Below are 15,585 nucleotides of genomic sequence, written 5' to 3'. Positions count from 1 at the left end.
AGTGTCGAAATCATCATCAACACTGGCAATGCCGCAAGGTCCACTATGTCCCAAACCGTGACTCCCTTTACCGCCGCTGCGGCGGTTCCAGCTGACCACAGCGATGCTGTCGTTATTCTGTGCACCGCGCCAGACGAGGCCTGCGCTCAGGAGCTTGCCGCTGCTCTGCTCGGCGAAAGGCTGGCAGCCTGTGTGACCCTTATTCCCGGCGCCACCTCCCTCTACTGCTGGGAAGGGAAGATTGAGCAGGAGTATGAGGTGCAGATGATCATCAAAAGCGAACGGCGCCATCAGCAGGCGCTGCTCGCCTATCTAAAACATCAGCATCCTTATCAGACGCCAGAGCTACTGGTCATTCCGGTGCAGGCAGGAGATCAAGACTACCTATCATGGCTCAACGCATCTTTGCGCTGATTGCGCTGTTTATTACTACCCTGCTGCCCGCCCAGGCCTCCCTGTTCGGCGGGCAGCCTCGCTTTGTACCGGTCAATCAGGCCTTTGCCTTTGACTTTCAGCAACGGGGGGAGAGTCTGACGCTGCGCTGGCAGATCCAGCCTGGCTATTACCTCTATCGTCAACAGATCCGGATTACGCCCCATCAGGCTCAGTTAGGTCATTGGCAGCTGCCGCCGGGGATCCCTCATCACGACGAGTTTCAGGGGGAAACCGCCATCTTCCGCGATGGACTGAGCCTGACACTGCCTCTGCTCAGCGCCGCGGCGGGGGGCGAGGTCAGCGTCACCTACCAGGGCTGCGCCGCCGCGGGCTTCTGCTATCCGCCGGAGACGCGGCGCATTCCCCTCAAGGCGATCACCGCGGCCGTCGGGGTCTTACCGCCGCCCGGCACGGCGGCTATGGCGACAGCGAACACAGAGCACGCGCCAACGCTGCCCTTTCCTGCCCTGTGGGCACTGCTGATCGGTATCGGCATTGCCTTTACCCCCTGTGTCCTGCCGATGTACCCACTGATATCGGCCCTGATTCTGGGCCAGAAGCAACGTCACGGCTGGGGACATACCGCCCTGCTGGCGTTGGTCTATGTACAGGGGATGGCCATTACCTACACCGTGCTGGGCATGGTGGTGGCCGCTGCCGGGCTGCGCTTCCAGGCCGCTTTTCAGCACCCCTACGTACTGATCGGCCTCTCGCTGCTGTTTATCCTGCTGGCGCTCTCCATGTTCGGGGCGTTCACCCTGCAGCTGCCCGCTTCGCTGCAAACCCGGCTGACGCTATGGAGCAACCGCCAGCGCAGCGGTTCGCTGCTGGGCGTCTTCGTAATGGGCGCCCTCGCAGGCCTGATCTGCTCTCCCTGCACCACCGCACCCCTCAGCGCCATTCTGCTGTATATCGCTCAGAACGGTAACCTGTGGGTCGGAGGAGGGACACTCTATCTCTACGCGCTGGGGATGGGGATCCCGCTGATCGCGGTCACGCTGTTTGGTAACCGGCTGCTACCGCGCAGCGGACCGTGGATGCAGCATGTAAAAGAGGGATTTGGCTTTGTGATCCTGGCGCTGCCGGTATTTCTGCTGGAGCGTATACTGGGCGACGCCTGGGGCGCACGGCTGTGGAGTCTTCTTGGCATCACCTTCTTCCTGTGGGGATTCAGCCTCTCCCTGCACGCACGCCGCCGCGGTACCCGCCTTTGGCAGATCCTGCTGCTGGGTGCCGCGCTGATCTGCGCCCGCCCACTACAGGATTGGATCTTCGACGAAACGCCACGCGCCAGCATCGGCGTCAGTGCCCCCCTGGCGTTCCAGCCTATCGACTCCCCACAGCAGCTAACTCAGGCGCTGGCGCAGGCCAAGGCCCGCAGGCAGCCTGTGATGCTGGACTTCTATGCCGACTGGTGCACTGCCTGCAAAGAATTTGAGAAATACACCTTCAGCAATGATGCTGTGCGTAGCCAGCTGGCGGGCACCCTGCTATTACAGGCAAACGTGACCGCCAATACAGAGCAGCACGCCCAGCTACTGCAGCAGCTTAACGTACTGGGGCTGCCATCGATCCTGTTTTTCACTCCCGATGGACAGCCGTTAGACGACGCTCGCGTCACCGGTTTTATGGACGCCAAACGTTTTCTGGCGCACCTGCAACAGCTGCCATATGCACAGTGACGGGCAAGCCCTTTATCATGAGGAGAATAGAATGCAACGGGAGCAGATCCTGACACAGGCGCTGCAGCGCCTGGAGCGACATGGCCTGGCCGGCGCCACGCTGCCCGCCCTGATCGACAGCGAAATGCTGTCCCTCGATCAGGCACGCCGCTACTGGCCAGACAGCGAGGCCCTGCTGTACGACTGCCTGCGTTTTCACAGCCAGCAGATCGATACCTGGCGCCGACAGCTCCTGCTGAATGATACCCTGAGCCACGATGACAAAATTCTGGCCCGCTATTCGGTGCTGGCCGAACATGTCGAGCAGGGGCGCTTTCCCGGCTGCCTGTTTATTTCGGCCTGTATCCAGTACCCTGTTACCGACCACCCGATCCATCAGCTGGCGTCCCGACAAAAGCAGGCTTCGTTTGATTTTACACTGCAGCTGCTGCAGGAGAGTGAGATTGACGATGCCTCACTGGTTGCACATCAGATGGAGCTGGTACAGGAAGGATGTCTGAACCGACTGCTGGTCAGCCGCCGCCGTGAAGATGTCGATATCGCACTGCATCTGGCGCAAGATATCCTGCATATCGCCCACTGCCGACGGCACGACGCCTTGAGCTAACGCACGTAAAAAGGCCACCCCCAAGGGTGGCCATACACAACACACTACGAAAACGGCGGACGATTATTTGCCTCCGGCCAGCGTTACACTGTCGGTAATAATCCCCTCTTCAGCGCCCTTCAGTGCCAGGTTAGCCTCATAGTACTTGCCAGCTTTCAGCAGGCTCTGTGCATGAGCGACAGCCTGACGGGTCTGCTTCAGCGGCATCAGATACTGCGTTTCGGTAATACCCACGCCAGCTAAGCGCAGCTCTTCCAGCGCGCCCTTACGATCGCCCTTGCTCAGTTTTTCATTGGCCCTGGCAATGGCTTTCTGTTTTTCCGGGGTTGCAACGAAATCTTCGGACAACGCAATGGATGCGTTAATAATCACATAATTATCGCCGGCCAACGGCGCTTTTTTATCGGATTTGATAAACGCCTTCCAGTCGGTGCTGTCATCGGCCAACAGACCGGCGGCCTGATCGGTCAGTTTGGTCGCCACCTCCGGAGAGCCCCGGAACAGGGCAACACGGGCGAATTGCATGTCACGCATTGCCGTAAAGCCCTGCTGGGCAACTTTGGCAACATCCTGCACCTGTTGGGCAGACATCCCCGCAGCAGCAGTCGTGGCAGCCGATGCTGCCGGCGCTGCATCGGCAGCCCAGGTAAAGGTAGAAAACATCGCCAGAGAAAGCGCTGTTGCTGTCAGAATACGTTTCATAATCTTGGCCCGTTTATCCCATACTGGTTAAATCGTTAACTCACTCGTTACAGCGGAGGCACCATATACTTTCCTCCCGCAGACCCATTTAGTTATAAACGTCGACCAAGTCATGTCAATTGCACATCATCCTCCGTCGTTCGACGGCAAAAAAAGTGCACACTCCCAAGCCGGTACTGTGTACAGCGCAGACCAAAAATTTAATCTTTATTACACAGCAAAATAACACCATGTTTTAAAACATATTATTTGTTTCCACCGTTGACAGAATAGCGTACTTAGCCACCTAAACAGCACCAACACAGCGCTCAGCATCATCGGTAATACCACCATTAGCCTGAAAAACAACGCATCGAGACACCCCAGAGACAAAAGCTGACAAAACGCCGACGAGAAAAATATGCAATACCACGTAGAGAAGCTCCCGATAAGGCTCTGACAATGATACTCAGCGAACGACGCCACAACTATCGACTACCGCTGCCACACAGCACTCCAGAGCACAGGGAAACGCTGATTTTATCTCCAGATGAACCGCCTGACCGATAAAATCGTTGACGCGCCGGACGCAATACGGTTTAATGCGCCCCGTTGCCCGGATAGCTCAGTCGGTAGAGCAGGGGATTGAAAATCCCCGTGTCCTTGGTTCGATTCCGAGTCCGGGCACCACTAATCTGCATCAAAGCACGCTGGTTAAGAGATGAGAACCTTAACGGGCGGTAAATGCAGGGGCCGGTCATGCGGAATGTCCTCCGGTGTTTCCAAGAGCGTTTGCACTGGTTGATATATCCAGAACTTGTCCCTCAAGATAGGGAGCTTGTCCTATCAAGCTCCCTTTTCTCGATCACCGTTAATCATCCCAGTCAACTACGCTTGTGTCAACAGGTGTAAATTTCTTTCGCCTGTAACATCTGTGTGAAGTGACAGCTCAGCTTCGAGTGTTTTTCCCACGATATCCATCTTCAGCTCCACATACTCCATAGTTGTACTGACGCTCCGGTGCCCCAAAAGGTCCTTTACCAGCTGAAGATTTCGTTCAGGTGATTTCATCAGTTCCGTCGCCAGCGTATGACGAAAGCGATGCGGTGAAACCGCAAAGCCACATTCTTTCGACAGTCGCCGAAAAAATGATCGGATCTTCTGATAGACCTTAGCTGCATCCCATGCCATATGACGCTTAAGGTGAATTCTGTTCACATCAAACAGATAATCTTCATTCCCCGCTCCCAGCTCTGTTGATTTTTCTGTCAGGTGATGCAGGCGGGGCTTTAACGCACTTACAATGGGAACCCGCCACTCACGGTGTGTCTTACTGCCCTCAAGGCAGAGATCCAGATACCCCTCACTGAGATTGATGTCGCCCAGCCGGATATGCAGCAGCTGATTTAACCGCATCCCTGTATATCTGAACGAATCCAGAACCGTCAGCCAGTACCACGCCGGCCAGAGTGCATTACGCCCACCCCTGATGCCGTGCCCTGCCCGCTCAGCCTCTTCGAACTGCTGCATGACCAGGTAAACGCGAATCAGCTGTGATCGCGTAAGCGTTTTTTTCTTCCTGGTATCTCGCTGAACATTGCTTTTATTGAACGGATTTTTCCCCGGGGGAAGGATTTCATACTCCATCCCGTAATTATACAGCGCCCGCAGATGCGCGATTTTGTTATTCCACGTCTGTGCCGATTGTTGTTTATCCTGAAGCAGATAACGCCGCCACTCCAGCACCTGACGGTGCGTAATTTGCGCTGGAAGGGTATCGCAAGAATAACGCCTGAACCCTCTGACAACCTTGCTGTAGCTCCATTCAGTCGCGGGTCTTAGCCGGTGAGCAAAAAAATATTCTTCAAGCAGTTCATCCCAGGTTATTTCATTACGCATCTTATTCTTCTCCCAAAAAACCAGAACAGATCCCTGTAGAGATCCCTGTGTGTATATTCCCTATGGAAAGAAAAGGAGTTTGCTGTCCTCCTGAGGTCTCACGCCTTTCAGGCGGACAGCCTTGATAAGATAACCATTAACCCTGCTGAACCGCCCCTGTTTGTTTTCTGAGCAGTACAGTTTCGCCCGGATAAAACGTTCCCCTCTGCGAACACGGTGGAGCTGGAGTTTCTCAAACGAGGTCTGAATCTCCTCCCTGTGGCTGTCACTTCCGGTATCTTTCAGAAAAAGAAAGAAAATATCCGGCACCAGAAGGTAAATAAAGCCGGCAACGGAATGCACCCGTGAATCATGCTGGTTGACGGTGATCCTGCCGGATGCCACGCCGTCAGACAGCCAGGCGAGAAACACCTCACCCGACCGTCGGGCATCAGCACCGACATTAATCGGGTGGCTCTGCTCTTCATGCGTGCCAGGCAACCGACCACCGGAATCGGTATCGCGATGCCGGAAGGACTCTTCCGTCTCAGCAGACTCTTCAGGAGCGTCTTTCCCGATGACCACCACAGTTTCATCCGGCGCTACCGTGGCTAGCGTATTCACACTGGCGTCATCTGCAACCTCCGAGACTTCTGCATCCGCCACTGCGGAAAAAAGACTGAGCAGCATATCGGCATCCCCCAGGCCCGGGCTGGCGTTATCCGGTTCTTCCGGCGACTCCACTGTACTTACCCCGTTCTGCGGTGGCTGTCTGTCCCCACCACCAGTATCGTTGAGTGGCGTCATCAGCTCCGAAGCGGCCAGCTCTACCGCAGAAGAGGATAAGTTATCGTCCGTCTGAACAACCAACGCCCCCTCCTGTGACGTTACCGAATCTGGCGGCGCAATTACCACAGAAGATCCACCTGTCTCTTTCCGGAGTACTGGCGAATCAACCTTCTCTGCCGCCTGGTCGAGCAACGTCCTGATGAGGGGCATATCAGGAGAACCATTGCGAAATGCACAGGCAAGACTGAACAATGCTGCCGGGGTACCTGAAAGCCAGTTTATCGCTTCAGTGGGGAGCAACTGACCGGCGGCCAGCGCCGCCAGAGCAGAAGCATCATGCGCGTTCGGAGGAGAATGACGAAACCGGAAGCGATAAGGCGCATCCGGCACAGATATGCCCGGCTGCCAGTTAACGCCGCCGGTGGTTTCGCCTTCAATACTGGCCAGTAACGGCAGGTGATAACACAACGCAGCCCAGAAAATAACGGCCTGCCAGATAACGCCCTGGGCGGCCTGCTCTTCTGGTGCCGCACCAGGCGGAAACATATATCCCCGAGCAAGCCTGACAGCATAAGCGGTAAAGCGCAGGCTTAAATCACCAAATCCCCCTGCATACGCCCATCGGCCGTCAGGTGCCGCCGGTACATTTTGAGTCCGTTCAAGCAGGAGGAGCACTGGGGCCAGATAAAATCGCTGGTATACCTCTGCTGATAGTGCGTTATTTTCCCGAATTTTCTGCAGGGCATCCTGACGTAATGCAGTGATGACCAACTCTTCAGCCTTAGCCGGAGAGAAATACCCCGTCGGCACCGAAACGGGGAGTTTGTTGGATGGCTCTGTGACAGCTGGCGTACGGGATAATAACGTTTTGATTTTATTTAACATGGAAAAATCACTTCTCCCTCATCGTTCTCCGCATCACCCGTTACAGGTTGCTCGCAATCTTTCTGCTTCAAGAACAGCATCAGCTCGTTCAACACCAGGGTTTTGCGGGCACGGGTCACGGCCACATACAGCAGATTGGTTTCGTCCTGTCGCTCTTCTGCGGAGAGCAGCGGATCGGAGATGTCACAAAAATCCTCATTCAGTACGACGACATCCCATTCCAACCCCTTACTGCGATGTGCAGTAGAAACGGTGACCTGCGCATCCTTTTCATGCGTCACAACCTGACGGCGCATGATGGCCAGCTTTTGTGGCAGAGGGAAATACTCATCCAGCAACCGGATGGCCTGATTCATCTCCACATCCTGCGTCGCCTTTGCAATAGCGCAATATTCATCAAAATCTTGGTAATCCTGACCAAGGCGAGGTGATTGCATCCGTTCAGGCATATCGGCAGAGAACCAGTACAGGTCCTCCAATTCTTCCGTTTTGTACCCTTCAATACCGCCCACCCAGAAGACCTTTTTCTCCTGTAGGCTGGCAGAGAGCGCGGCACCAATCACACCAGATACTGTCCGGCTGAGAACGGAGCAATGAGGAACGTCAGCAGGCAGATGCGTAACCACTTCATCATCCTCACCACTGTCGGTGACTTTAATCTCCTCCCCGGACATGGCCAGCAGCATATTCGCCATTTGTGCAACCGCCGGGCCAAACCGAAAACTGGTCGTCAGCCACAACCGATCGGCCTGTTCCAGCCGGGGAGAACTGAGCGCATTATCCGCACCACGGAAGCGATAAATCTGCTGGTAACGATCCCCAACCAGCACGATCCGGCAGGGCTGACTGAGGACAAAGGCACTGGTGACCGGATTGGCGTCCTGAGCCTCATCAAAAAGAAGGGTGTCCCACTTACGGGCAAGATTCGGACCGGAAAGCTGAAAGAGCTTCAGGTAGACGTCATGCGTGATCGGAAAGTCAGATTCAGTACGACTCACCTCATACCAGAGAGCCTGTACAGCCCCCAGAATTTTGTCCGCAGAGAGGCCATGACGCTCATCTTCTGTCGGCAGATGGATAATGCCAGGTTCCGACTCAGCACTACCTAGAAACGCATTCAGCCCCGTCAGCGCCAGACGCGCCAGCGGCCAGTGCCGGGTATTCAGCTTCCGGGCCACATCGGTAATACGCAGATTTGCCGTCAGCCGGTGCCTGAAATGTCGGCCGAAATGCGACCAGGCCAGTTGATGGGAGGTTTTACACTCAACGTTGAAAGGGAATTTTTGTTCGGCTTCGTCGCGGATGGCTCTGTTGTAGGCAAGGTACAGCATTTTACTCTCAGGGTTCGCCTGCGCAAACTGTACCAGCGTGGTGGTTTTACCGGTGCCGGCAAACGCGTTGACCACGAGCTGATTGCCCCGCCATTCGATGATGGCGTTTTGTTCCGGTGTGGTTTTCCAGGTCATAGGGTTCTCCGGGAGAGACAGTTGAAACTCTCACACTGTCACCCGGGGGAGCTTGCGGCGATAAAAAACCAGATACCCACTTTCAGAAATAAAAAACGCTCCCGGGCAGGAGCATGATGACCCAATCATGCAGCATGATTTCGTCGCTGATAAGAATAGCGTTGCATCGACCCGTTGTTGACACTCACAGCCAATAGCGGGCATCTACTGGGTCTAAAAGTTCTCATGCCGAGGCCAAATTTTGTCGACCACTACATTCTTATGCTAATTTCTTATGCTAATACATCTGTCGTTAAGTATTCCGATCACATTTGATAAACATCTACTTTAACCTGACCTCTTCCCTTTGTTATGTTACAGTCGAACGTCTTATTTAGGGGTAAGTCAGTGTCTCTCGCATTCGGCGAGGACTATGGGGGCGTACCCCACTGATGAACTCTACGATAATATGAAATTTCTCACAGTTGGTCTTATAGGCCATTATTATGCTGCGCTCATGCCGAAGTCTAACATCATGCATGGCACTACACTGTTTCCAACCTCCCTTGCCTTATACGCCTCTGTTTGCTCAAAACCGGAGGCAATTCAATGAAAATACATATCGCAGCAACGCAAGGGTTACACCAAAACGAGCACGATGCCATTATTGCCATGGAGAAAGCCCTGCCCGCACATTGGGTTGGATATGCGGGTATCTTGCTGGTTGACAAAAATCGCAAAAGTCTAGAATTTGATGTATTGATCTTCGCCGAAGATCGCATCTTGATGGTAGAACTTAAGAACTTCCATGGTCAGATTCATATGGAAGACGATCAGTGGATCCAGACCACGCCAGGTGGGCGTAAAATCAAGCACGGATCTCCAATTGACCGCAAGCGCGAGCACGCTCAACGAATCAAATCCATGTTTGATGAAGAATTGCGCGCGCTGTGGGGGAATACTTTCTACGAAATCCAAGCGTTGGTGGTTCTCACTGGCGAAGCCAAGGTCACACAGCAATCGCCAAAAGACAAAGGTTTTGTGCTAGCGCTTGATGAATTTTTGACCATTGCAAATCTAGATACCTACTTTGACAAGATGCCCGAGACCAGGGCTGAAGGGTATTTTCGCCGCCATCCTGAAAAGCGCCCTTGCGCGCCCGGACAAATTGCCATCTTTGAGAAATGGAAGCGTGGAGGGAGTTATGTCCAGATCCGCCAGAGGCTCGAAGCAGGCTATGTGCTCAGTGAGAAGATCCCACGTCTAAAAGGCCCCAAGGGCTTCTACAATGAATTCGACGGTGAACATGAGCGTGATTTGGAAGATAAAAGCCAGATACGCATGTGGGACTTCTCTAAGATGGCCCATGTCGGCACAGATATGTCTGTGCGCGTCTTTTTTGGCCTACGCGAGGACCGTACGCAGCGGCATATACGTCGAACCGATAGTCAACTGGGCAAAGACTATCTGCTGGAGCCCAAGCATAACCTTCAGGAAGATACCCTTACCATTGACATGGCTGAAGTCTACCAACTTCCTCGACTAGCTGAGCGTTTGGACGAATTCCTAGTATCCTCACCATTATCGATTGAAAAACGCACCTTATTATTAAGAGCTTTGCTAACTCCACTGGCCGGTATGCATGCCATGGGGGTATACCACCGCGATTTGAGTTCTAAACGCTTGTGGTGGGACCGGGAACGAAATGCCATCATAATAAGTGGACTGACCAGTGCGAAGTTTCCGGATTTGGGACACAAAAGCATCAGCGATATGCGTCAGGATATGGATACTACCGGTATCTTACTGCCAGAAGATGCCTTTGGTGAGACCGAGGTGCTGGGGCAAGCGGTCGATGTGTTCCAACTGGGGGTACTATGCTACCAAATTGCCTATGGAGAGCAACTGACCTTACCCCGAGATGAGCCGCCCCAATGGAAGCAGCCCCTAAATGACCCATTCGAGGGTAAACTTGATGGATTTATCCAGCAGAGCCTAGAGCTCGATGCGTCAAAACGCCACACCGATGCGGGTGCAATGCTGGAGACGCTTACGCGAACCCTCAATTTTCAAAACCTCGACTCTAACGAAGATAAGGCCCGGGTACTCGACGCTTTAGCTGCATTCAACACTGATGCTATGCCAATAACGGAATATCCTCAGGTGGAAACGCCGAGTACGGATCCCCAGCGCCAACGCATGACTTTCCGCTCCAAAACAATTGATGGGCAACCCTGTACTGTTCGTATCTATTTAAATGCACGGCCCAACAAGGACAATCATGGTCAGTCCCAGCGGCTGCTGCACTTCCTTGAGCGCTGTGCAATCGCCTCCAATAATGTTTTGTCGCTCCCGCCATTAATTGAATTCGGCTGCGGCATGATGGGAACCCATGTTGTTCAGTCTTATGCCCTAGGGGAAAGCTTAGAACAATGGATGACGCGGCCCAACCGTAGTTATGAGGAGCGATACCAGTTGGCTGATGCGCTGATCCGTGCAGTTCATAACCTACATGATTTGGATCTTAGCCATGGTGATCTGAAGCCTGAAAACTTGTTGGTGCAAGCGGAAGGCGGCAAGCTGAGCATTCTGCTCCTAGATATGTTTGACTTGGATCTAGACGGTCTCGCTCCAGCCAATTCTGAGTACGCCCCAACGACTGATGTCAGCGCCACTGCACGTGATCGCTATGCTGTATACATGATTGTAGATGAGATATTTGCGGCCTGCATTCACCATGGTGCCAATAAGATTCGTGGGGAGATTCGTAATGCGTTAGGGGATAAAAACGCAGTGCCTCGTAGCCTCGACATGTTACGGCGCACGATGATACATGCAAACGAACCCGAGTTGGTCGAGGCTACGCCACTGGTGATCGAAAGTTTGTATTTCCCCAACGAGCAGGGCGAATTATTCGAGATGGACTCTGGCATCTACCATCTGACAGCCAGTTATACCCCTAAGAGTAATGTTCTAAAATTATTCTTCTTGGGTGTCTCACATAAATTGACGCTTAATCTCAAAGTTGATGGGCAGAGTCTCACCGTGCACCGTATGTTCTATGACCGACTGGGTACGGGAGAAATAGTGTATGACACCCGTAACAACCGCAAGAATGGTAACCGTGCCATGTCGGTGGGACAGCCTTTTATAATTAAAAAAGGGCCATTTGTCGCGGAAAATACTGAATTATTGGGCTTTATCAGAACATTACATGTGGTACAGCATGCTCTGGACATCAAACCAGAGTCAGAAGAACACCCGACGGTAGTTGCCGGTGACCAAGAGGGATACCTAAAGCGTCTCTGGCTGCGCCTAGTAGAAGTAGAGCGCGAAACCCTGCCAACCGTCAAAGTGATAGCGAGCCCTAAGGAGCTCGATGGTATCGTTCATGTCCAAATTAATGAGAACATTGACTCTTTAGAGTTTGCCGAAGATGACGTGATTAACGTAACAATGGATGATCATGAAACTCACTTCGGCCAACTGGATGTTGCTAAGTCTGGAAACGGTGTGCTGGTGTTCTCAGATGACAACCGCGGTAATAACTTCCGCCTGCAAAACATTAGAGAAGACACAATCCTGACTCTTTCTAATTCGGGAAGTGACGTTAGCTGGGAGCGGCGAGACCGGGCATTATCACGTATTGTTGCTAGCGATGCAGTGATGGGGGATCTAACTGATCGCTTCATGAATGGCCCTCGAGGTTTCCAGCCGCCTGCATTGCCGATACCTACCGACGAACAAATCAACCGCTATGGACTGGATGAGTCTAAACGCGCCGCATTCCTGTATTTACTGCAGAATCCACTCAGCGTATTGATGGGGCCTCCGGGTACGGGAAAAACTACACTACTTAGCGCGGCTCTAGACTATCTGCTAAATGATGCGAACGTAAGGCGTGTACTGGTTGTGAGTCAATCGCATACTGCGGTCGATGAAGTGGCCAACCGTGTGCGCGAGTTAAGCTTTAAGCGCCAAGAACAATCCCCAGATTTCAAGCTGCCAAGCATTGTGCGCTTGGGTGAGCGCCGCCGGGTCAGTGAAGGTATGCTGGATGTCCATACTAATGCCCTACAGGCTCAAGCTCGAACCGCGTTTCACCGCGATCTTGAAGTCCGGCTGCTGGCACTGTCTGCACGCCTGAAACTTCCTGAGGCATTTGTGCTGGAATCTGCCGCGCTGTATCGAGCCTGCGGTCGTGAATTGTTCGAGTTCACCCCTGCCCGAAATGAAGTCAGGGAGGCTCAACAAGATGGTGTCGATGTGGATAACCTGCCAAATGACAAACGAATGATTCGCCTGACAACTGAACGTCGCCTAGATAATCTCAAGAACGCTTTAATTGGCCGGTTGTCAGCTTTTACCGATATGCCCAACCAAGTGTTGCTTCACAATAAGCCGCTACTCGCGGTACTCAATATGATTGCAGAGCGACACCAGATTAACAATCCGCAGCGTATTGAACGGATGGCTGAGGTGATTAAGGTGGCCCACCACTGGTATCAGAGATTAGCCACAGACGAGACCGGCTACGCCGCCTTTGCAGCTCGCACCCGTCAACTAGTTGTTGGCACATTGGTTGGCATCGGGCATGGCGGATACCAATTGGACAAAAATGCATTTGACTTGGTGGTAATTGATGAGGCTGCGCGCGCTACGTTCTCCGAGCTGGCCATAGCAATGCAGAGTGCGAAACGAGTGTTGTTAGTAGGGGACTACAAGCAATTGGCACCCAGCTACGATGTGAGTCATGTACGTCAGGTCGCGCGCGATCTAGGTCTTAACGAGGCCGATGTGAAACGAACAGACTTTGAGCGCGCTTACGCCTTGAATGATGGTCACATGCTATCGAAGCAATATCGAATGGCACCAGCGATTGGTGACATCATTAGTCACTGTTTCTATGACGGCACTCTTGCGACTGGGCGGCCTCCAGCTCCCGAGTGGATGTCCTCCCTCCCCACCCCGTGGGATCGCACCGTGTCATGGATCGATACCTCTGATAGTAAGGTCCTAGAAACGAATATCAGCAAAGGGATTGCCAATGAAGTTGAAGTTAACCTGTTGTGTAGCCTGCTGCGACAATTGGTCGACGATGAACAGGCGATGTTGCAGTTGCGTCAGTGGAATGACGCAGATACTACTCCAGCTATCGGGATTATTACTGGCTATCGCAAGCAGGTGGAGCTCTTGCAGAAGCGGCTGGAATCTGAATCCTGGGCCGCCCCGATTCGCTCAATGATGAAGGTTGATACCATTGACTCCTATCAAGGATCTGAAAATCGCATCATCTTATTGAGTTTAGTGCGACATAACGCTGAGCAAAAGGGCGGATTTATGACCGATAATGCCCGGGTCAATGTTGCCCTCTCTCGGGCGAAAGAACGCTTGTTGATCATCGGTGCTGGGAGTATGTGGCAGCAGGCGGATGCCTGTCAGCCACTGGCCCGTGTATTCGACTATATCCATCAGCAGCTCCCATGCCAAGATAGCGAATATCAGATCATTCGGTCGGCTGACCTGACTCACAACGCTTGCACCGAGCTGCAGGAGAATGACTATGTGTAACAAGACCCTTACCTTGAAAAAAAAATCGCTGCAAACCGTGGAACTGCCGACTGATTATGACCGCTTGCTGCAAAGTATTACCCTGCTGGCACCAGTACAGAAGGTTAGTCTAGACATTGACGTGACACATAAAGCCGCGCTACCAGCGGTTATTGAGTCGGCTCTCCTACTGGTGGCGCAACTCGAGACAGTGTCTCCTTTAGAGCTAGGGGGCTTTTTCGGACTGGCCGACCATGAACGTCAGGTTCTAGTTGATGAAATGATCGACACTGGCCTCGTGAGATACAATGATGAGGGCGATATCGCGACCACGATCCGTTTGACTATGCAACGTAGAGAAGGCGCAGCGGATGAGGGCATTGCGATTGAAGATGTGGAAAATCACCGTGGCTTTACTTTCATCGACCTTTGTACTGGGCACATTCAGCCCAAGTGTAATGCAGACCTACAGAAAGGGCTGCCCGAGTTGGCACGTAAGATCAATAGCAGTGATTTCACTGATTTGATCGCCGATCAATTTCGTCGCTTTCAGGTTTGCTTACCCGATACCAAGAGCATGCGCGCACTGCGTAGCTCCAAAGCCCGACTTTACCGGGTGAATCGGGCCTCTGTCGGCCAATCGGGGTTGAAACAGCAAATATCACTCGATGTTCATGCCCATTCCGATCCTCTGAACGGGATACGTCTCGAGGCACGGTTGATGGACTATAGCTCAGAACATACGCGCTTGATGGAAAGCTCAGGACTCAAAACAGAGGCTATTAACTGGCTGCACGAGCGCAAGCTAGAGGCCGCCACTACCACACTTGAAGACTATTGTGACCTGGCAAAAGACACGGTGATCCGTCGATATATAGGACGCGGTGGTAAACTGGACCTAGGGCGTTTACTTCATGATCGACAACGCAGAAAAACCGGCTATGGTGACAGTGCCACTCAACGTATGATTATTGGGCCAGTCTATGCTGCCTCCAACCGTGACACCTTGATCAAGTGGGCTAAATGGTTGCCACTTAACCAGCGGACGCATCAAGGGGTCTGGCTGGGAGCTACCAACGAGTTATTTGGCGCTAGCTTAGGTTTTGGGTCGTTCATCAAGCAAATGAATACTGAGCTCGGCAGTGGAGAGCGAAACAGTCGCCTCAATTTGGCATTTCAGTGCGATGAGGAGTATCGAGCACAGCGCTTAATTACCAATTTGTTTAACAGCCGTACCGACGGCAGCCTACGTATTTTCCAAAAAGGCCGTTCTGAGTCGCACTTGGAAATGCTGGTGTTTCCTGGCGAGCAAGGCATGGCCGTGGTCCAATACCATGCAGCCCTTGATCCGTCACTCGGCTACGCCGGCCTCACGTTGCCAATCGGCTACTTCACGACGGACCCAGAGCGGGTAGCTCTGTTGTGGGCGCAGGTGCAACAGAGAATCCAGTCGCCGCTTCGGTCAGCCAACCAGCCCGAGGTAGTACTAGACGATCTTGATCAGCTACTGGGTTGTACTTCTGCTGAACTGACACAACTACTGGTCGACAATTCCGAGGAAAAACTGAAAAAACTGGTGGAAAAATTCAATCAACACTAGCGCCTCTCGCTCTGGTGGTTCACGGGCGTCGGG

General features: G+C 53.0%; 9 protein-coding genes and 1 tRNA gene. 6 read left to right on the top strand and 4 right to left on the bottom strand.

Going from position 1 to position 15,585, the window contains the following annotated elements:
- Positions 1-45: 45 nt before the first annotated feature.
- Genes cutA through dicD form a run of 3 tightly spaced genes read left to right on the top strand, consistent with a single transcriptional unit; the run spans position 46 to position 2,724 of the window.
- Positions 46-414 (top strand): divalent cation tolerance protein CutA, encoded by a 369-nt coding sequence (gene cutA, locus EIEH_RS03210; protein ID WP_049640710.1) that lies wholly within the window; start codon positions 46-48, stop codon positions 412-414.
- Entirely contained in the window at positions 390-2,117 is a 1,728-nt protein-coding gene (locus EIEH_RS03205; RefSeq protein WP_015869821.1) for a protein-disulfide reductase DsbD, read from the top strand. The genes cutA and EIEH_RS03205 overlap by 25 nt, the downstream gene beginning before the upstream one ends.
- A gap of 31 nt (positions 2,118-2,148) precedes the next feature.
- Positions 2,149-2,724: a division control transcriptional repressor DicD gene (dicD, locus tag EIEH_RS03200; protein ID WP_015869820.1), complete on the top strand. Its 576-nt coding sequence runs from the start codon at positions 2,149-2,151 to the stop codon at positions 2,722-2,724.
- A gap of 63 nt (positions 2,725-2,787) precedes the next feature.
- Here the strand turns inward: dicD and EIEH_RS03195 are convergent, their stop codons facing one another.
- Positions 2,788-3,426: a YfdX family protein gene (locus EIEH_RS03195; RefSeq protein ID WP_015869819.1), complete on the bottom strand. Its 639-nt coding sequence runs from the start codon at positions 3,424-3,426 to the stop codon at positions 2,788-2,790.
- A 593-nt stretch (positions 3,427-4,019) separates the two neighbouring features.
- Between EIEH_RS03195 and EIEH_RS03190 the strand changes: the two genes are divergently transcribed.
- Positions 4,020-4,095: transfer RNA gene (locus EIEH_RS03190), tRNA-Phe, on the top strand.
- 198 nt (positions 4,096-4,293) lie between these two features.
- On the opposite strand, the gene EIEH_RS03185 is transcribed toward EIEH_RS03190, so the two are convergent.
- From EIEH_RS03185 to EIEH_RS03175, 3 genes are read right to left on the bottom strand one after another with little or no spacing between them, the layout of a single operon-like run.
- Positions 4,294-5,304, bottom strand: a complete 1,011-nt coding sequence (locus EIEH_RS03185; protein ID WP_015869818.1) for a tyrosine-type recombinase/integrase — start codon at positions 5,302-5,304, stop codon at positions 4,294-4,296.
- A gap of 60 nt (positions 5,305-5,364) precedes the next feature.
- Positions 5,365-6,957, bottom strand: a complete 1,593-nt coding sequence (locus tag EIEH_RS03180; protein WP_015869817.1) for a TraI domain-containing protein — start codon at positions 6,955-6,957, stop codon at positions 5,365-5,367.
- Positions 6,951-8,423 (bottom strand): UvrD-helicase domain-containing protein, encoded by a 1,473-nt coding sequence (locus tag EIEH_RS03175; RefSeq protein ID WP_015869816.1) that lies wholly within the window; start codon positions 8,421-8,423, stop codon positions 6,951-6,953. The genes EIEH_RS03180 and EIEH_RS03175 overlap by 7 nt, the downstream gene beginning before the upstream one ends.
- A gap of 588 nt (positions 8,424-9,011) precedes the next feature.
- On the opposite strand from EIEH_RS03175, the gene EIEH_RS03165 reads away from it, so the two are divergent.
- A complete protein-coding gene (locus EIEH_RS03165; protein ID WP_015869815.1) occupies positions 9,012-13,973 on the top strand; it encodes an AAA domain-containing protein in 4,962 nt (1,653 codons plus the stop codon).
- Entirely contained in the window at positions 13,966-15,552 is a 1,587-nt protein-coding gene (locus EIEH_RS03160) for a hypothetical protein (RefSeq protein ID WP_015869814.1), read from the top strand. The genes EIEH_RS03165 and EIEH_RS03160 overlap by 8 nt, the downstream gene beginning before the upstream one ends.
- Positions 15,553-15,585 lie beyond the last annotated feature (33 nt).

The sequence above is a fragment of the Edwardsiella ictaluri ATCC 33202 genome (assembly GCF_000264785.1).
GTDB classification, from domain to species: Bacteria; Pseudomonadota; Gammaproteobacteria; order Enterobacterales; family Enterobacteriaceae; genus Edwardsiella; species Edwardsiella ictaluri.
Note: the sequence above shows the minus strand (reverse complement) of the source record. Positions and strands in the feature narration are given on the sequence as shown.